The organism is Cobetia sp. SIMBA_158, assembly GCF_046566945.1.
GTDB lineage: Bacteria > Pseudomonadota > Gammaproteobacteria > Pseudomonadales > Halomonadaceae > Cobetia > Cobetia amphilecti.
The window spans coordinates 1-18861 of record NZ_JAWJYL010000020.1 but is presented as its reverse complement, the minus strand read 5'-3'; the positions used below and the strand labels follow the sequence as shown (position 1 = coordinate 18861).

The following is an 18861-nucleotide window of genomic DNA, read 5'->3' as shown; positions in this document are numbered from 1 at the left end:
CGTCGGCGCAGGCGGATTCAGGTCAGCATCGGGCCGGTGGGGTGCGCGACGCTCCACTCCTGATGCTCGGGGTCGTTGACGAGCCGTGCGACCGGGAAGGCGGCCAGGCTGGCGTTCGGCGTCAGCATGCTGCGTACCGTCTCCAGCGGCGTCTCGGCATTCAGCCAGTCGCGTACCTGATGCGGCGCAATCACGGCGGGCATGCGATCGGTCAGGCGTGACGTGACCCCGGCACACTCGACACTGATCAACGCGAAGCTGTCGCGACCCTCGGGGGGCAGTCCCTCCATCAGGGGAGCGCTGAAGTGGCGCGTCCACAGGGCGGCCAGCAACAGCGGGGCGCGGGTCGGGTGCGTGACCAGAAACGGCTGCTTCATGCGCGGTTGTTCCTTCCACACATAGACACCGCCGACGGGGATCAGTGCCCGCTGGCTGATGAACGACTCGCGGAACATGCGTCGCGTTTCCAGCGACTCTGCCCGTGCCACGTGCGGGGCGTGGTCCATGATCTCCAGCCAGCTGGGAGTCAGGCCCCAGAGTGCCGGCACCAGTCGCAGGCGGGGGCCTTCCAGACGCAGCATCGAGGCGGGCATGCGCGGGGCGCGATTGGCGCTGACCAGCAGTTCGCTGCGCAACTGGCGTTCGAGCGCGGGAGTCGCCAGCGACCCGAACAGTTCGTCGGGGGGCAGGTCAGCGGGGTAGGGGGGAATATACAGACGACCGGCCACGAGAATCCTTTGAGGCGATGAGGCGAAGGGAACATGCAGCGGCAGCTGCTGCCTGAGATGGGGTGTGGATTGCGCTGCACGCCACGGATGCCAGCATGCCACACCTTGGTGGTGCTTGCGTTTGTGCTCAGTCTCGATATGCTGGACGGAAACACTGTTCGATTCAATGACCGATACGGGGTGCTCCAAGAGATGCCCGCTAGGCGTCGCAACCCTTTGCCCACCCGTGCTGTCCGAACACACACCGCGTCAGATTCGCTACGCGGTAACGCATCTCAAGCATCAGAGGAATTCGATGGCCCGTCCACGTCAGCATGCACCGGAAGCGCTGCATGCGCGGGTAATGGAGACCTGCGATGAATGGCTCAAAGAGCAGCCCGTTCACGCCCTGTCTCTGCGCAACCTGGCTCGCGAAGTCGGTTGTGCGCCCAGCACCCTGCTCAAGCTTTATGGCAGCTTCGGCAACCTGCTCCAGCACGTCAATCTGGCGACGCTGGACAGGCTGCGCGATGCGATAGCCGGACAGGAGACGCCGAGTCCTTCGGAGCGCCTCAAGGCCCTGGCGCGCGCCTACTGGGGCTTCGCCCAGCGCGACCCTTACCGCTGGCAGCTGCTGTTCGACTTCCCGCTCGCACAGGAAGGGGAGCTGGACCAGCGTCAGAACGCGATGATCGAAGGGCTGTTCGAACGTGTGGAGGGGGCCCTGGTCGAGTACGCCCCACGCGTCGAGTCCGTCGAGGCCAAGCGCATGGCGCGCACGCTGTGGGGTAGCGTGCACGGTCTGGTGCAGCTGGGCATGAACGAGCGTCTGGGACTCTGGCAGGGGCAGCCACTGGAAGTGACGGAGCTGCTCGATCAGTTGCTGGACACCATGTTGGCGGGGCTCAAGGTACGCAGCGAGGCTGCGTGTGCGGGGGATGCCACGGAAGCTGGCCAATGAGTCGAGAACTGCTCCGGCGACCCCGTTTTGCGCCCTTCTTCTGGACCCAGGCCCTCGGGGCCTTCAATGACAACCTGTTCAAGAACGCCTTGCTGCTGCTGATGACCTTCGTGGTCATCGAGCAGCGGGGCTGGGACACCGGCATCGTCAACAACCTGGCGGCCGGTCTGTTCATCCTGCCTTTTCTGCTGTTCTCCGCCTGGGGCGGTCTGCTGGCTGATCGCCTCGACAAGCAGCGCCTGATCGTGCGACTCAAGTGGCTGGAGCTGGCCACCATGAGCGTGGCGGCCGGCGCCTTGATCTTCGAGGCCTGGGAGTTGCTGCTGGCGCTGCTGTTCATGATGGGCACCCAGTCGGCGCTCTTCGGCCCGGTCAAGTACGCCATCCTGCCCCAGCACCTCAAGCCGGATGAGCTGGTCAGCGGCAATGCCTGGGTCGAGCTGGGCACCTTCCTCGCCATCCTGATCGGTACCCTTGCCGCCGCGGCCTTGATGGCTCTGGGCGGCGAGCTGGCACGCTGGGCGCTCTCCGCGTCGCTGGTCTCGCTGTCCCTGCTGGGCGTGATGGCGGCCGGCAAGATTCCGCCGGCACCCTCCGCTTCGCCCGGCCCCGTGCCGTGGCGTCCGCTCTCCGGCAGCATCGCGGTAATGCGTGAAGGGCTGAGCAATCGCCGGCTACGCTGGGCGCTGCTGGGCATCAGCGCTTTCTGGTTCCTCGGCGCCAGCTATCTGACGCAGTTGCCGGCCTATGCGCGCGATATCGTGCATGGGGCCGAAGGGGCGACCTCTGCCTTGCTGGCGGCCTTCGCCATCGGTATCGGCCTGGGGTCGCTGGCCTGTGAGCGTGTCTCGCGCGGGCGTCTCGAGACGGGACTGGTGCCCTTCGGCGCGCTGATCATCTTCGCTGGCGGGCTGGATCTTGCCCTGCGCCCGGCACTGGCCGAGGCACAGATGGCCACACCGCTGATCGAGCTGCTGGGCATCGCCGGTTTCTGGCGCATGTGGCTGGATCTCGGTGTCATCGGCTTCGGCGGCGGCCTCTATATCGTGCCGCTTTACACCCTGCTGCAGATCCGCAGTCCTGAAGATCACCGCGCGCGCATGATCGCGGCCAACAACGTGCTCAATGCCCTGCTGATGGTGCTGTCGGCCGGGGCCGGCATTCTGGTGCTGGGCGTGATGGGGCGCGATATTCCGGACTTCCTGCTGCTGCTGTCCCTGATCAGCGGGCTGATCGCGGTGGTCTGCATGCTGCGTGACCCGCGGCCCTTCCTGCGCCTCAATATCTTCATCCTCATCCATCTGATGTATCGCCTGCACCTCAAGGGGCGCTGGCGGATACCGGCGGAAGGGGCGGCGCTGGTGGTGTGCAATCACGTCAGCTTCATGGATGCGCTGATTCTGGGCGGGGCCAGTCCGCGCCCGCTGCGTTTCCTGATGGATGCCGAGATCTATCATTCGCCGTGGCTGAAGTGGTTCTTCCGCATCGCCGGGGCGATTCCGGTGGACTCCTCACGCAAGGACCCGGCAGGGGTGCGCCGCTCGCTGGAGGAAGTCGGCAAGGCGCTGCGCGAGGGAGAAGTCGTGATGATCTTCCCCGAGGGCAAGCTGACGCGCGACGGTGAGGTCGGTCGCTTCCGGCGCGGGCTGGAGTTGATTCTGGCGCGTGACCCGGTGCCGGTGATTCCGATGGCGCTGGGTGGCCTGTGGGGCTCCTGGTTCTCCCACGGCGGCGGGCCTGCCTTCGCCAAGTTTCCGCGGCGCCTGCGCGGGCGGGTAGAGCTGTGCGTCGGGCGTACCTTCGACCCTGTCGGCACCAAGGCGGTGGAGCTCGAAGAGGCGGTGCGTGATCTGCATCGCAAGGCGACACGCCCGGCGCGTTCCCGCTAGCCGCTCACTTTTATCAGTGCTGCATGAAAATGCCGCCCATGCCGACACGATCGTCAGGCAGGGGCGGCATTTCACGTTCTGGCGACCAGCGGATGGCTACTGGCGTCGAGCGTGGCGTCGCGTCAGTCGCTGGACTGCTCGGAGGGAGCGGTGTGGCGCGTGACCCAGAAGCCGAAGCCACCGATGGCCCAGGCGCCCAGCATGACCAGCGGCACCGCCAGCATGTCGTCGCCGCTCAGCCACAGGCTGGCCAGGGCGCCATAGAGGCCGCCGCCGAGATACAGCACCGTGCCGGAGATGGCATTGGCGGCACCATGGCCACGTGTGAACAGCGACTGGTAGTCGGCCATCACGTTGGGCGTGATCATGCCGCCGGCGCCCAGCACGAACAGGATGCCCGGGATCAGGGTGGCGACCTGGACGTTGTCGGTGATGACCAGCGAGATCAGCCAGGTGATGCCGATCCCCTGCATGCACAGCGCTACCTGAACCAGCTTGCGCGTGCGCAGATGCTTGAGGCCGAAGTGGTTGAGGCGGTTGCCGATCAGCATCGCGCCGACATTGGCGCCGAAGGCCAGCGCGAACTCACCGGAGTTCAGCCCCAGCACGCCCTGATAGAGATAGCTCGCGTTGGTCAGGAAGGTGAACATGATGCCGGGGCCGCACAGCAGCAGCATCAGGTGCCCTGGGACGCCGCGCGTGGTCAGTACCGTGCGATAGCTGGCCAATGCGCCGCGCAGGCTGAGCGGTGAGCGCTCGCTGGCAGGCAGGGTCTCCGGCAGCCACTGGCGAATGGCGACTCCGGCGATCACGCCATAGACGGCCAGGCCGATGAAGACCATCTGCCAGGTGCTCAGTGCCAGGATGAGAGCGCCGAGGCTGGGGGCGACCAGCGGTGCTGCCATCAGCACCATCATGACGTTGGTCATCAGGCGCGCGGCGTCCTTGCCGGTCGCGACATCGCGCACCACGGTGCGAGAGACGCCGCCGGTCATGCCGGTCGCGATCCCCTGCAGGACACGGAAGACCATCAGCCATTCCAGGCTATGCGTCATGGCGCAGCCGAGACTCGCGATCAAGAACAGCACGATGCCGCCCAGCGCGATCGGGCGACGGCCCAGGCTGTCCGACAGCGGGCCACCACTCAGCTGACCGAAGGCGTAGCCGGCCAGGAAGAAGGTGATGGTCAGGCCGAGGCGGGAGTGATCGACACCGAATTCCGCGGCCATGGCGGGGATAGCGGGCAGAAAGGCATCCATCGATAGCGGGGCGAGCGCCACCATCAGGGCCAGCAGCACGGTGAAGTGAGGTTGTCGATGCAGGGCGGGGGACGCCGTTGGGGCGGAAGCTGAAGTCATGAGGGCCATTCGAAGGTTGTGGGGCATTGCAGGGGGAGCGGTGAGTCAGCCTGCTCTGGCGCAGGTCCGTGACGTCTGGAGCGCGAACGCGCACAGCATAGCGTGGGTTCGGGCCGCTTGCGTGTCGTGGTCTGCAACACCGTATTGCAGCTGGATCTTGCACCTGAGCAGCTGCATCTGAGCACCTGCAAATGAGCACCCGCAAATGAGCACCTGGGCGAGTTGGAGTGCCCCAGACGCGACAGGCCCGCCAATTGGCGGGCCTGTCGTCGAGAGTGCCGTGCTGCGTGGCAATGCGGGGGGGGGCGTCAGCTGCGCGTGGTGCGAGCCGCCTGCCAGCAGCGTGCCGAGGTGATCTGGTTGTCCTTCACCTGCTGGATCTCGATGCGCGTGGTGCCGATGGCGAGACTGGCCGGGGCATCCGGGAAGGATTCCAGATGTTCCAGAATCAGGCCGTTGAGCGTCTTGGGGCCGTCAGTCGGCAGCTGCCAGCCGATGGCCTTGTTGATCTCGCGGATGTTGGCGGTGCCTTCGATCACGTAGCTGCCGTTGTCCTGCGGGTGGATCTCCTGATGCGTACCGGCGACATCGGTGGTGAACTCGCCGACGATCTCCTCGAGGATGTCCTCCAGCGTCGCCAGCCCCTGCACATCGCCATACTCGTCGACCACGATGCCGATGCGGCGCTTCTGCTTCTGGAAGTTGAGCAACTGGGTATGCAGCGGCGTGGATTCCGGGATGAAGTAGGGCTCGCGGGCTTCCTGGATGATGGAGGCCTTGGTGACCTCGTCCAGCGACAGGAAGCGCGCCGCGTTGCGCAGGTGCAGGATGCCGATGATGTTGTTGATGTCGCCCTTGTAGACCGGTACCCGCGTGTGCTGACTTGCGCGGATATGGCTGAGGATGATGTCGAGGTCATCGTCCAGGTCGATGCCGAAGATCTCCTGGCGCGGCACCATGATGTCATCGACGGTGACGTTCTCGAGATCGAGAATCGACAGCAGCATGCCCTGGTGGCGACGCGGGATCATGCTGCCGGCTTCGTGGACCACGGTGCGCAGCTCGTCGCGGGTCAGGCTGTCGGCGCCGCCGCTGACATCGCGTACGCCGAACAGGCGCAGCAGGCCATTGGAGATGCCGTTGACCAGCCAGACCAGCGGGTAGAGCAGCTTGAGCAACGGTTCCAGCACCAGCGAGGCCGGATAGGCGATGCGCTCCGGGTTCACGGCGGCCATGGTCTTGGGCGTCACTTCGGCAAAGATCAGCACCACGATGGTCAGCACGGCGGTCGAGACGGCCGGGCCCGAGACATCACCGAAGTAATGGATCGCGATGATGGTCGCCAGCGAGGCAGCCAGGTTGTTGACGAAGTTGTTGCCGATCAGGATGACGCCGATCAGGCGGTCCGGGCGGGAAAGCAGGCGGGTAACACGCTTGGCGCCGCGCTCACCGCCCTTGGCACGGTGACTGAGACGGTAGCGGTTGATCGACATCATGCCGGTCTCGGAACTCGAGAAGAAGGCAGACAGGATGATCAGGATGACCAGTAGGCCGAACAGCAGCCCCAACGGGGTGTCGTCGCTCAAGAGTGAAGGGTCCTCGGTGGCGGATTTAGGCGCATGATACTGACACGCTCGCTGCAATGCATCAGGCGCAGCGAGCGATCTCTGTCGGGGTGGCAGGGCTTAGTGGGAAAATACCACTTGCAGCACGAACTTGGTGCCGAAGAAGGCCAGCGCCAGTACCAGGCAGCCGCCCAGTGTCCAGCGGGCGGCACGCTGGCCGCGCCAGCCCAGCACGTGATGCCCGAACAGCAGCACGGCGAAGATGATCCAGGCGCCGAGGCTGAGCACCGTCTTGTGAGCCAGATGCTGGGCGAACATGTTGTCCAGATAGATGGTGCCGCTGATGATCGACACGCTGAGCAGGATCATGCCGGCCCAGATCAGCTCGAACAGCGCACGCTCCATGCTGGTCAGTGCCGGCAGCACCTGGACGATGCCGCGGGTATGGCGCTTCTTGAGCGCGTGCTGTTGCAGCGACAGCAGTCCGGCCTGCATGGCCGCGATGCTGAAGAAGGCCAACGCCGCCACCGAGGTGAAGATGTGGGCGACCAGACCGGGGGAGAGCGGGTTCTCGGTGGTGGCGCTCGGCAGATTCATCACGCCGAGCACGCAGGCGGCGGCGACCGGGAACAGCGCCGCGCCCCCGGCGATCACCGGCTTGAACAGGCTGGCGGTCACCAGCAGCAGGCAGATGGCCCAGCTGACCAGCGACGCGCTCTCGAATAGTCCAAGGTGCAGCGCGCCACCGTGGTTGAGCGTGACCCAGACGATGACGGCATGGCAGGCGACGGCGATCAGCGCCAGACTGCGCACTAGGCGCGTGCGTGCCGGGACGCGGCGTGTCAGGGTAAGGCCCTGCCAGAGGCCAGCGCCGAGATAGAAGATGATGGCCAGAAAGGCAAAAGGCAGAGCCTGCATGTGCTGTTGTCCAGGTGCCGGAGGGTAGCGGGAGATCAGGCCTCGCATGAGGCACTGTCTATCTGCAGAGACTATACCGAATGCGCCGCCGGGATTGCATCCACTCGCGGTGTCCTGTCGCGTGCTCTCGCGGGCGATGAGGCCTGCGCGGCGACAGACTCCGCATTGCATGACGATTGTCGGCGCTGCTTCCTTCATGCATGTCATCGCCAGGATGGCGACTTGCAAGTCTTGCATGCATGGAGACACGGCCGCCCTGTGCGTATAATGCGCGACAGGATAACCATTCACGCGCTGGGGCGTCATGCCGTGCGCCGGTCACGAGGTGGCTTACGCCCTCGTCCCCGCAGCGCGGACCCCAGACGTCCCTAGCCGGAGAGGCCCATGTTTCAAAGTTTGAGTGATCGCCTGTCGCATACGCTGAAGTCGATTACCGGCCAGGCCAAGCTGACGGAAGACAACATCAAGGACACCCTGCGCGAAGTGCGCAAGGCGTTGCTTGAAGCCGATGTCGCGCTGCCGGTGGTCAAGGCCTTCATCGAGCGAGTGCGCGAACGTGCCGTCGGTCAGGAAGTGTCCAAGAGCCTGTCGCCGGGCCAACAGTTCGTCAAGATCGTCCAGCAGGAGCTGGAAGCGATCATGGGCGAAGCCAATGAAGGTCTGACGCTCAAGGGCAGTCCGGCCGTCATTCTGATGGCAGGCCTGCAGGGTGCGGGCAAGACGACCACCGTCGCCAAGCTGGCACGCTACCTGCGCGAGCGCGAGAAGAAGAAGGTGCTGGTGGTCTCGGCCGACGTCTATCGTCCGGCCGCCATCGACCAGCTGGAAACGCTGGCCAAGGAAGTCGGGGTCGATTTCTTCCCCTCCGACTCCTCCCAGCAGCCGGTGGCCATCGCCGAAGCGGCGATGAAGCACGCGCGTATCCAGTTCCACGACGTGGTGCTGGTCGATACCGCCGGTCGCCTGCATGTCGATGCCGACATGATGGACGAGATCGCCGCCCTGCACCGCAGCGTCAATCCTGACGAGACGCTGTTCGTCGTCGATGCGATGACCGGTCAGGATGCCGCCAACACCGCCAAGGCCTTCCACGAAGCCTTGCCGCTGACCGGTGTCGTGCTGACCAAGGCCGACGGTGATGCGCGTGGCGGTGCGGCCCTGTCCGTGCGTCACATCACCGGCAAGCCGATCAAGTTCATGGGTATGGGGGAGAAGGTCGACGCCCTCGAGCCCTTCCACCCGGACCGTATCGCCTCGCGCATCCTCGGCATGGGCGACATGCTGTCGCTGATCGAGGAAGCCGAGCGCACCGTCGACAAGAGCAAGGCCGAGCAGCTGGCCAGCAAGGTCAAGAAAGGCGAAGGCTTCGATCTCGAGGACTTCCGTGACCAGCTGCAGCAGCTCAAGAACATGGGTGGCATGGGCAGTCTGATGTCCAAGCTGCCGGGCATGGGTCAGCTGGCGGAAGTCGCCCAGAGCCAGGCCAGCGAGAAGGAGCTGGGCAAGCTCGAGGCGATGATCAACTCCATGACGCCCAAGGAACGCCGCAACCCCGATCTCATCAATGGGTCGCGCAAGCGCCGCATCTGCATGGGCTCCGGTACCCAGGTGCCGGACCTCAACCGTCTGCTCAAGCAGCACAAGCAGATGGCCAAGATGATGAAGAAGGCCGGCAAGAAAGGTGGCATGCAGAAGATGATGCGTGGCATGTCCGGCATGATGGGCGGTGGCGGTGGTCCTGGCGGCCCCGGCGGTATGGGTGGCATGGGCGGTATGGGTGGCCCCGGCGGCATGGGCGGCGGACGCTTCCCGCGTCGCTGATTGCTGACCCGATGCCCGATGCAGCGCTGATGAGACATGGGCGCTGACACCAGGAATTGCGCTCCGTGACACGCCCCGTGTCGCGGAGCGTGTGTATGGCCTTGGAAAAAGGTTTCCAAGGCTTGCCAATTTCCGTAGAATGTCGCCTCTTCGTGTGGACCCTCCATGCGAAGACGAGTTCTGTGGCACGATTTTCACTTCAACACGAAGGACAGATTACGCAATGGTTACCATTCGTCTGGCACGTGGTGGCGCCAAGAAGCGTCCCTTCTACCACCTCGCTGTGGCTGATTCCCGCACAGCCCGTGATGGCCGCTTCATCGAGCGCGTCGGCTTCTTCAACCCGGTCGCTCGCGGCCAGGAAGAGCGTCTGCGCGTCGATCTCGAGCGCGTCGCTCACTGGCAGCAGCAGGGCGCACAGGTCTCTGACCGTGTCGCTCAGCTGATCAAGGAAGCTGGCAAGCAGCAGGCTTGATTCCAGGATGCCTACTCAACCGAACAACCCGCAGCCGACCGCAGCGTCATCGCATGACGATGATGTCGTGGTGATGGGGAAGCTTACCAGCCCCTATGGCGTCAAAGGCTGGCTCAAGGTGTATTCCTACACCAGCCCGATTGACGGCATCTTCGATTACGCTGGCTGGATGCTGAAGCTGGACGGGAAGCAGATTCCCGCCCGCCTCGCTCAGGCGCGTCGCCATGGCAAGGGCCTGGTGGCACAGCTCGAAGGTATCGACAGTCGCGAAGCAGCACAGGAGCTGGCCGGGGCGGAGATTCTCCTGCCCAAGCAGCACCTGCCGCAGCTGGAAGTCGGTGAGTACTACTGGCATCAACTGGAAGGTCTCGAGGTGGTAACGCTGGATGGCCAGCGCCTCGGGAAAGTGAGCACCCTGATGGAAACCGGTGCCAACGACGTTCTGGTGATAAAGCCGAACGACGACAGCATCGATGAGAAGGAACGGCTCGTGCCGTACCTTCCCGATCAGGTGGTTCGCGATGTGGATCTCACCACTGGGCGCATGAGCGTCGACTGGGATCCCGAATTCTGATGTTAAGCACAGAGAGCTGACGCCTGTGTGGATTGGTGTAGTGAGCCTGTTTCCGGAAATGTTCACGGCGATTACCGCCAGTGGCGTGACCGGCCGAGCGGTCGACAAGGGCCTGCTCGAGGTCGATTTCTGGAATCCTCGCGACTACGCCACCGACAGGCACCGTACGGTCGATGATCGTCCCTACGGCGGTGGTCCCGGCATGTTGATGAAGGTCGAGACCCTGCGTGGCGCCATTCGTGACGCCCGCGCCGCTGGCGGTGACAACGCTCGTGTGATCTATCTCTCCCCGCAAGGCCGCAAGCTGGATCAGGCCGGTGCCCGCGAACTGGCGACGCAAGAGCGTCTGATCGTGGTGGCCGGACGCTATGAAGGCATTGATGAGCGCGTGGTGGAAGAGGAGATCGACGAGGAGTGGTCGATCGGCGATTACGTCCTGTCTGGCGGGGAACTGCCGGCCATGGTCCTGATCGATACGGTGGCACGCCTGGTGCCGGGCGTACTCGGGCATGAAGCCAGCGCGGAGGAGGATTCCTTCACCGATGGTCTGCTCGATTGTCCGCACTATACCCGCCCTGAAGTCATCGACGGCAAGCGGGTGCCGGATGTTCTGCTCAGTGGCAATCATGCCCTGATCAAGCGCTGGCGGTTGCAGCAGTCTCTGGGACGTACCTGGCTCAGGCGTCCGGATTTGCTGGAGAGTCGCACGTTGACTCGTGAGGAGCGCAAGCTGCTCGACGAGTTCATCGCGCAGCACGCCCGGAAAGGCAAGGCCTGACCGCTGCGAACCGAAGGTTCGCTGTCAGGAGAAGGCCGCCACCGTGGCGGAGGTGCGGCACGGCCCGGAGTCATCTTGCGGGAGTTCCGTGGCGCGTCACACACAAGGTCGATCCCCGTGTTCAAGGCCGTTTGCGGTGCCGGGGTCATGACGAACATCAATCCCAGGATTGATGCTAACGAATTTGGAGCTAGCGATGAGCAGCAAGAATAAACTGATCCAGGCGATCGAAAACGAGCAGATGGCCAAGGAAATCCCGGCCTTTGCACCGGGCGACACCATCGTCGTCCAGGTCAAGGTCGTCGAAGGTACTCGCGAGCGTCTGCAGGCCTTCGAAGGCGTGGTGATCGGCAAGCGTAACCGCGGTCTGAACTCCGCCTTCACCGTCCGCAAGATCTCCCACGGTGTGGGCGTCGAGCGTACCTTCCAGACTTACAGCCCGCAGGTTGCTGCTATCGACGTCAAGCGTCGTGGTGACGTCCGTCAGGCCAAGCTGTACTACCTCCGTGAGCGTAGCGGCAAGTCTGCACGCATCAAGGAAAAGCTGGGCTAAGCGCTCCGCATTCCCTGACTGCAGAACTCGGCAGTACTGCGGGGGAGCGAATTGCCACTTGCTCCTCCGCCATATGAAGACCCCGCCATGCATCGCATGGCGGGGTCTTCGTGTTTGTGCACCAGGGAAATCCGCAGTGACTTGCAGCGGGTTCATTTCATCGTCAGGGCATCACGGTAGAATTGAGGCTCACGCAGGCCAGGTGCCGCGGTACATGACGGCCACGGCGAGCGCGGATGGCGCGTCATTCAGGACGGGGAAGCGGGAATGATGGACGACGATGCGTTGGTCGAGGCCTTTCTCGATACGCTGTGGCTAGAGCGGGGTGCCAGTGACAATACGCTCGGCGCCTATCGCAGTGATCTCACGGCCTGGCGGCGCTGGTTGGCCGATCAGGCGGAGACGGGCGCTGACGCGGTGCCGTTGCTGAGCGTGGCACCGCAGCAGGTGCAGGCCTTCTGTGACTCGCGGCGTGAGTCGCATGCGCTGCGCTCCACGGCGCGTCTGCTGTCGGCATTGCGGCGCTTCTATCGCTGGGCGCTGGCCGAAGGCATGATCGAGGCGGACCCGCTGCATGAGGTGCGCCTGCCGCGCGTGATTCCCAGCCTGCCGGGCACGCTGGATGAGGAGGAGGTCGAGCGCCTGCTGGAGGCGCCGGATCTCGACACGCCCATCGGGCTGCGCGACCGCACCATGCTCGAAGTGCTCTATGGAGCGGGGTTGCGTATCAGCGAGCTGGTCAACCTGAGTGTCGATGCGCTCAATCTGCGCCAGGGTGTCGTGCGTGTCACCGGCAAGGGCGATCGTGAGCGGCTGGTGCCGCTGGGCGAGGAGGCCTGTGACTGGTTGTCACGCTGGCTGTCCGTTGGCCGACCTGCGATGATGGCCGACCAGACGCGCCCGGCACTGTTTCCCGGCCGACACGACAAGGCCATGACGCGACAGACCTTCTGGCATCGCATCCGGCGTCACGCCGTGACTGCGGCCATCAGCAAGCCTCTGTCACCGCATACGCTGCGCCATGCCTTCGCCACGCACCTGCTCAATCACGGTGCCAACCTGCGTGTCGTGCAGCTGTTGCTGGGACATCGTGATCTTTCCACGACCCAGATCTATACCCATGTGGCCCAGGCGCGTCTGGAGCGTCTGCATGCCGAACATCATCCGCGTGGCTGAGTGTCCTTCCCTCTGCGCGCGGACGCCAAGGAGTGTTTGATGAGCAAGTCTTTCCGTCGTCCGCAGGCCCTGTCCCGTGCGATCCGCCTCTTGAGCGCCGGCGCCATGCTGACGCTTGTGGCGCCATTGGCCCAGGCTGATGCGCTGGATGATCTGCGCGACAAGCTCGTCGTCAATGGCCAGCCGCTGCCGGTCGAATCACTGGCCTCAAGCCCCATCGACGGCCTCTATGAGGTGCGCCTGACTAGTGGCGAGAGCTTCTTTACCGATATCGACGGCAAGCATCTGATCGTGGGTGAGATGTACCGCAACGATGGCGACAAGGGGCTGGTCAATCTCAGCGAGCAGAAGGCCAATGGCGAGCGCCTCGAGCTGCTGGCCGAGGTCAGTGAAGATGATATGGTCATCTTCCGCCCGGCGGGTGAGATCAAGGCGGTGATCAGTGTCTTCACCGATACCACCTGCCCGTATTGCCGCAAGCTGCACCAGGAAGTGCCGGAACTCAATGCACGTGGCATCGAAGTGCGCTATCTGGCCTTCCCGCGCGGTGGCATGCGCTCGCAGGGCGCGCGTGAGCTGGCGCAGGTGTGGTGTGCGGACAATCCCACCGAGGCGATGAACCAGATCAAGAATGAAGGCGAAGTGCCCAAGCAGGCGGCCAGCTGCGATGCGCCGGTGCAAAGCCAGTATCAGCTGGGCACGCGCATGGGAGTGCAGGGCACTCCGGCCATCGTGATGCCGGATGGCCAGATGGTGCCGGGCTACCTGCCCGTGGAGCGTCTTGCCAGCATGCTGGGCATCGATGACTGAACCACAGGCGACAAGACTGCGCGTTGACAGGGCGTCCTGCCTTGCTACCGTGGTCACGACAGACGTACGTGCAGGATGTCTGGATAATAGACCGACGTGAGATCGGCAAGGCCGTCGCTGACAGTGGCGCGGCCCTCAAGGCTGGATACCGTAACAAGAGAGGAAAGCGACGTTGAAACCGGTGAAAGTAGGAATCTGTGGTCTAGGGACCGTAGGCGGCGGCACTTATAACGTGCTGATTCGCAATGCCGATGAGATTGCGCGTCGTGCTGGACGCCCGATCATCGTCGAACAGGTCGGCGCACGCCGCGACAATCCTGACTGCGATATCACCGGCGTCAGCCGCACGCATGACATCTTCGAGGTCGCGCGCAATCCCGAGGTCGACGTGCTGGTCGAGCTGATCGGCGGCTACGATGTCGCCTATCAGCTGGTGATGGAAGCCATCGCCAACGGCAAGCATGTCGTGACCGCCAACAAGGCGCTGATCGCCGTCCACGGCAACGAGATCTTCCGTGCCGCCGCCGAGAAGGGCGTGATGGTGGCCTTCGAAGCCGCAGTGGCCGGTGGCATTCCCGTCATCAAGTCGCTGCGTGAAGGCCTGGGGGCCAACCGCATCCAGTGGCTGGCTGGCATCATCAACGGCACCGGCAACTTCATCCTCAGCGCGATGCGTGATGAAGGTCGCAGCTTCGAGGACGTGCTGGCCGAGGCGCAGGCGCTGGGCTATGCCGAAGCCGATCCGACCTTCGATGTCGAAGGCATCGATGCCGCGCACAAGCTGACCATCCTGGCCTCGATCGCCTTCGGCGTGCCACTGCAGTTCGACAAGGCCTACACCGAAGGCATCTCGCGCATCACGGCCGAGGACATCGAGCAGGCCGATAACCTGGGCTACATCATCAAGCATCTGGGCATCACCCGCGCCACGGCCAAGGGCCTCGAGCTGCGCGTGCATCCGACGCTGATTCCCAAGGAACGTCTGCTGGCCAACGTGCATGGCGTCAAGAATGCCATCGAGGTGATGGGCGACGCTGTCGGCCCGACCCTTTATTACGGCGCCGGCGCCGGTGCCGAGCCGACGGCCTCTGCCGTGGTCGCGGACCTGCTCGACGTGGCGCGCGATATCGCGACCGACCACCGCTACCGTGTGCCGTATCTGGCCTTCGCCGAGATCAATCAGCACGGCGACACCCTGCCGATCCTGCCGATGGAAGAGATCGAGACGGCCTGCTATCTGCGTCTGCACGCAGTGGACCGCCCGGGTGTGTTGGCGCGTGTCGCGTCGATCCTCTCCGAGCAGGGCATCTCCATCGAGGCGATCATCCAGAAGGAAGCCACCGAAGGGGAGCTGGTGCCGATCATTCTGCTCACGCACCGTGCGCGCGAACTGCACATGAACGAAGCGATTCGCCAGCTGGAAGCGCTGGTGGATGTCGCCGGTTCCGTGGTGCGCATTCGTGTCGAGGATCTCGACGACAACGCCTGATCGCGGGCAAACGGGGCGGGGCTATCGACGGTGATGGCACCGCCCCGCTGGGCAGCCGGCGCAGGCCGGAAGAGCAAGAATCATAACGGTGGCAAGAGCCACGGGAAGACACGACATGCGTTATATCTCCACGCGCGGCCAGGCGCCGGCGCTCGGTTTTGAAGATGTGGTTCTCACGGGGCTTGCCAGTGATGGCGGCCTGTACGTGCCGGAAACCCTGCCGCAGTTCAGCGCCGAAGAGCTGACGGCGATGGCCGGTGAGTCCTACGCGGAAATCGCCTTCCGTGTCATGAAGCCCTTCGTCGATGGCGCCATCGATGACGAGACCTTCCGTGACATCGTGCGCGAGACCTACGCGACCTTCAGTCACGATGCCGTCGTGCCGCTCAATCAGCTCGACAGCAACCATTACCTGCTGGAGCTGTTCCACGGCCCGACACTGGCCTTCAAGGATGTCGCGCTGCAGCTGCTGGGTCGCCTGCTGGATCACTTCCTCGCCAAGCGCGGCGAGCGTGCGGTGATCATGGGCGCGACCTCCGGCGATACCGGTTCTGCCGCCATCGAAGGCTGCCGTGCCTGCGATCATGTGGATATCTTCATTCTGCATCCGCACAACCGTGTCTCCGAAGTGCAGCGTCGCCAGATGACCTCCGTGCTGGCGCCCAACGTCTTCAACATCGCCATCGAAGGCAACTTCGATGATGCCCAGGCGATGGTGAAGGCCAGCTTCGCCGATCAGGACTTCCTGAACGGCACGCGTCTGGTCGCGGTCAACTCGATCAACTGGGCGCGCATCATGGCCCAGACCGTCTACTACGTGGCCGCCGGTGTGGCGCTGGGCGCTCCGGCGCGTCAGGTCAGCTTCACGGTGCCGTCGGCCAACTTCGGCAACATCTTTGCCGGCTATCTGGCCTCGCGCATGGGGCTGCCGGTCCGCCAGCTGGTGATCGCCACCAACGCCAACGACATCCTGCATCGCACCATCTCCTCCAATGACTTCTCGCGTCAGGAGCTGAAGGCGACGCTGGCACCGTCGATGGATATCGTGGTGTCCTCCAACTTCGAACGTCTGCTGTTCGAAGCCTATGGCCGCGATGGTCAGGCGATCCGTGAGCTGCTCGAGCACTTCTCGCGGGAACCGGCAGCACTGGCGGATGCCCCGCTGGCGAAGCTGCGTGAGCTGTTCTCCAGCCACAGTGTCGATGACGAGACGATCCTCGAGGTCATCCGTGAGGCGCACCATCGCACCGGTGAGATTCTCGATCCGCATACGGCAACCGGCTATCGTGCGGCTGAGGTCTGCCGCACCGATAGCGCGACGCCGATGATCACGCTGGCGACGGCGCATCCGGCCAAGTTTGCCGAAGCTGTGGCGCGTGCCGGCTTTGCTGGCGTCGATCTGCCGCCGCATCTGCATGACCTGCTGGAGCGCGAGGAGCGTTACAGCGTACTGCCGGCGGAGTTGGCGGCAGTGCAGGACTTCGTGCGCGAGAATCGCCGCGGGTGATTGCAACAACTGCCGGTTGGCCCGCTCGGGGTGATCGGCAGTCATCTTTTCATGGCCGTCATGTCTGCAGTCCGCTGCCGAGATGACGGCCATGTCGTTTGTCAGGAGCTCTTCATGTCTGTCACTTCCCCCGTGTCGCCCCCATTCTCGCAAGATTCCATGAGTCGTCCGGACGAGCGCACGCTTGCGGCCAGCATTGCGCGGGTCATTCAGCCGCGCGTGCGTGACGAGCGTCTCTATCAACAGGGCATCGCGACCGGGCTCAGCGAATTGCAGGCGCGTGTGCTGGCAGGGCGTCTGACGCTGGAGAGCTGCAAGGCGCCCCTGGAGGCGCTGGTCACGCCGGCGCTCCGGCATATCGAGCATCCCGAACGGCTGGCCGATGGCCGGCGCGCGGCAGAGCGCATCGCGCGCGCCGTCGCCGAGGGGGAGCATATCGGCATCCTCACCGACTATGACGTGGACGGCATCACCTCGCATGTGGTGATGCTGCGCACGCTGACCGAGCTGTTCGATGTGCCTTACGATCGCGTTCACAGCCTGATCGGCCATCGCATCCATGATGGTTATGGCATCAGTCTGCCGCTGGTCGAGCGCATCATGACGCTGTCGCCGCGCCCGTCTCTGATCATGACCGCGGACTGCGGCTCCAGTGATGAGGCGCGTCTGGCGTTGCTCAAGGAGGCGGGGATAGAGGTGGTGGTGACGGATCACCATGCGTTGCCTCAGGAAGGGCCGCCGGCTTCCGCCTACGCGACCGTCAATCCGACACGAGATGACTGTGCCTATCCCGACGCGACCATTGCCGGCTGCATGGTCGCCTGGTTGACCATGTCACTGACCCGCAATGTCTTGATCGAACAGGGCAGGTTGCCGAGCGATGCCCCCAAGCTGTCGCCGTGGCTGTCGTATGTGGCGCTTGGGACGGTGGCGGACTGTGTGTCACTGGGGGGCAGTGCGATCAATCGCGCGGTGGTCAATCTCGGCCTCACGTTGATCAACCGCATGCAGGAACCCTGCTGGCGCGCGATGGCAGAACGGCTCGGGGCGGATAGCGTGCCTTTCAATGCCGAGACACTGGCCTTCCAGATGGGGCCGCGTATCAATGCCCGCTCGCGTCTGGATGACCCGTACGCCGCACTGCATTTCATGTTGGCGCGGGAAGATGACGCGGCGCAGCGTGCGCTGGAAGTGCTCGATCAGGACAACCAGTCACGCAAGGCGATCGAAGCCGAGATGGTGGAGTCGGCGCGTGCCCTGGCGCTCACCTCCTTGCGGGGAGGGCATCAGGTGATCGTGGTCCACCTGGAGGATGGTCATCCCGGGGTGCAGGGCATTGTCGCCTCGCGCCTGGTGCAGCAGTTCGGGCGACCGACCGTCGTGCTGACACCAGCTGCGGTGCCCGGCATGTTGACAGGCTCCGGGCGCTCCATCGAAGGATTGCACCTGCGGGATGCGCTGCAGCGTGCCCATGATCTCGCGCCGCAGTGCCTACCGCGCTTCGGTGGGCATCGCGGCGCCGCCGGCGTGGGCTTGCCGCTGACGGAAAAGGATACCTTCACTCGTGCCCTGCAGCAGGCAGCCGCGGAGCAGTTGGGGGAGAGGGCGCTCAATCCCTTGATTCTCAGTGATGGTGAGCTGGTGGAAGGGCAGTTGAGTCTGGAGACGCTGGATGAGCTCGAGCGTCTGGCGCCCTTCGGGCGTGAGTTCGAGGCGCCTCTCTTCGAGGGCAGTTTCCTGGTCGAGAGCCTCAGGCCGGTAGGCGCCGATGGCACGCACCTGTCATTGGAGCTCTCGCTCGGGCGTACACGCCTCAAGGCGATCTGGTTCCGTGCGCTGTCACCGGGGGATTCACCGGCATTTGGCGTAGGGGCCTCTCTGAAGTGTGCTTACAAGTTGTCGCGCAATCGCTGGCGGGGGAGAGAGTCACTGCAGTTGATGCTGGAGCACGCAGTGCCTGCATGAGCTTGTTTGAATTGACAGGGATATCTGGCCAAAAAGCCCTTGCCATCAAGCCGATTCCTGCGTAAAGTACGCATCCGCTGCCGGGGACGCATGGCGTTACCAGCGGTGAAAGAGGTTTGCAGGTGATTGTTTTGCTTGATGTTTTTGAAGTCCACTTCGACATCATCGATTGACAATCCCGGGCGATTCGCTAGAATGCGCCGCACTCCTTACGGAACAGGTGATCGAGCAATGCTCTTCACCGCTTGATGATGCTTAGAGGCAGTCGACTGACTCATCATCAAGTGCTTGACTTCTCAAGCGTTCCGGGTAGAA

At 64.0% G+C, this 18861-nt stretch carries 16 protein-coding genes; 12 read left to right on the top strand and 4 right to left on the bottom strand.

The annotated features are described in order from the left end of the window. Window positions 1–17: 17 nt before the first annotated feature. Window positions 18–728 carry an SOS response-associated peptidase gene (locus R2R70_RS18425; protein ID WP_082388948.1) on the bottom strand — a complete coding sequence of 237 codons (711 nt, stop codon included), beginning with the start codon at window positions 726–728 and terminating at the stop codon, window positions 18–20. 295 nt (window positions 729–1023) lie between these two features. Here R2R70_RS18425 and R2R70_RS18420 point away from each other — a divergent pair, with 295 nt between their 5' ends. Continuing rightward, window positions 1024–1668 (top strand): TetR/AcrR family transcriptional regulator, encoded by a 645-nt coding sequence (locus R2R70_RS18420; RefSeq protein WP_404325480.1) that lies wholly within the window; start codon window positions 1024–1026, stop codon window positions 1666–1668. Next, a complete protein-coding gene (locus R2R70_RS18415) occupies window positions 1665–3557 on the top strand; it encodes an MFS transporter (protein WP_410978682.1) in 1893 nt (630 codons plus the stop codon). The genes R2R70_RS18420 and R2R70_RS18415 overlap by 4 nt, the downstream gene beginning before the upstream one ends. A 122-nt stretch (window positions 3558–3679) precedes the next feature. On the opposite strand, the gene R2R70_RS18410 is transcribed toward R2R70_RS18415, so the two are convergent. The 3 genes from R2R70_RS18410 to R2R70_RS18400 form a co-directional block, all read right to left on the bottom strand. After that, window positions 3680–4915, bottom strand: a complete 1236-nt coding sequence (locus tag R2R70_RS18410; RefSeq protein WP_410978681.1) for a multidrug effflux MFS transporter — start codon at window positions 4913–4915, stop codon at window positions 3680–3682. Between the two features lie 308 nt (window positions 4916–5223). Continuing rightward, window positions 5224–6501, bottom strand: a complete 1278-nt coding sequence (locus R2R70_RS18405) for an HlyC/CorC family transporter (RefSeq protein ID WP_043336457.1) — start codon at window positions 6499–6501, stop codon at window positions 5224–5226. Between the two features lie 99 nt (window positions 6502–6600). Then, a complete protein-coding gene (locus tag R2R70_RS18400; RefSeq protein ID WP_153636634.1) occupies window positions 6601–7398 on the bottom strand; it encodes an inner membrane protein YpjD in 798 nt (265 codons plus the stop codon). Between the two features lie 384 nt (window positions 7399–7782). Between R2R70_RS18400 and ffh the strand changes: the two genes are divergently transcribed. From ffh to R2R70_RS18350, 10 genes are all read left to right on the top strand, one after another. Next, window positions 7783–9219, top strand: a complete 1437-nt coding sequence (gene ffh / locus R2R70_RS18395; protein ID WP_054557273.1) for a signal recognition particle protein — start codon at window positions 7783–7785, stop codon at window positions 9217–9219. A gap of 223 nt (window positions 9220–9442) precedes the next feature. Further along, window positions 9443–9694 carry a 30S ribosomal protein S16 gene (rpsP, locus tag R2R70_RS18390; protein WP_043336448.1) on the top strand — a complete coding sequence of 84 codons (252 nt, stop codon included), beginning with the start codon at window positions 9443–9445 and terminating at the stop codon, window positions 9692–9694. A gap of 7 nt (window positions 9695–9701) precedes the next feature. Continuing rightward, entirely contained in the window at window positions 9702–10268 is a 567-nt protein-coding gene (gene rimM, locus R2R70_RS18385; RefSeq protein ID WP_082388946.1) for a ribosome maturation factor RimM, read from the top strand. A gap of 25 nt (window positions 10269–10293) precedes the next feature. Further along, on the top strand, window positions 10294–11046 hold the full coding sequence (gene trmD, locus R2R70_RS18380) for a tRNA (guanosine(37)-N1)-methyltransferase TrmD (protein ID WP_043336440.1): 753 nt from the start codon (window positions 10294–10296) through the stop codon (window positions 11044–11046). A gap of 196 nt (window positions 11047–11242) precedes the next feature. After that, window positions 11243–11599 carry a 50S ribosomal protein L19 gene (gene rplS, locus R2R70_RS18375; RefSeq protein WP_043336437.1) on the top strand — a complete coding sequence of 119 codons (357 nt, stop codon included), beginning with the start codon at window positions 11243–11245 and terminating at the stop codon, window positions 11597–11599. Between the two features lie 270 nt (window positions 11600–11869). Further along, window positions 11870–12775 carry a site-specific tyrosine recombinase XerD gene (gene xerD / locus R2R70_RS18370; RefSeq protein ID WP_410978692.1) on the top strand — a complete coding sequence of 302 codons (906 nt, stop codon included), beginning with the start codon at window positions 11870–11872 and terminating at the stop codon, window positions 12773–12775. Between the two features lie 39 nt (window positions 12776–12814). Further along, complete coding sequence (locus R2R70_RS18365) at window positions 12815–13585, top strand: DsbC family protein (protein WP_410978680.1); 771 nt, start codon at window positions 12815–12817, stop codon at window positions 13583–13585. A gap of 172 nt (window positions 13586–13757) precedes the next feature. Then, window positions 13758–15074: a homoserine dehydrogenase gene (locus R2R70_RS18360; protein ID WP_153636631.1), complete on the top strand. Its 1317-nt coding sequence runs from the start codon at window positions 13758–13760 to the stop codon at window positions 15072–15074. A 115-nt stretch (window positions 15075–15189) separates the two neighbouring features. Continuing rightward, entirely contained in the window at window positions 15190–16581 is a 1392-nt protein-coding gene (gene thrC / locus R2R70_RS18355) for a threonine synthase (RefSeq protein WP_043336430.1), read from the top strand. 159 nt (window positions 16582–16740) lie between these two features. Further along, window positions 16741–18546 carry a single-stranded-DNA-specific exonuclease RecJ gene (locus R2R70_RS18350; protein WP_410978691.1) on the top strand — a complete coding sequence of 602 codons (1806 nt, stop codon included), beginning with the start codon at window positions 16741–16743 and terminating at the stop codon, window positions 18544–18546. The last annotated feature ends 315 nt before the right edge of the window (window positions 18547–18861 follow it).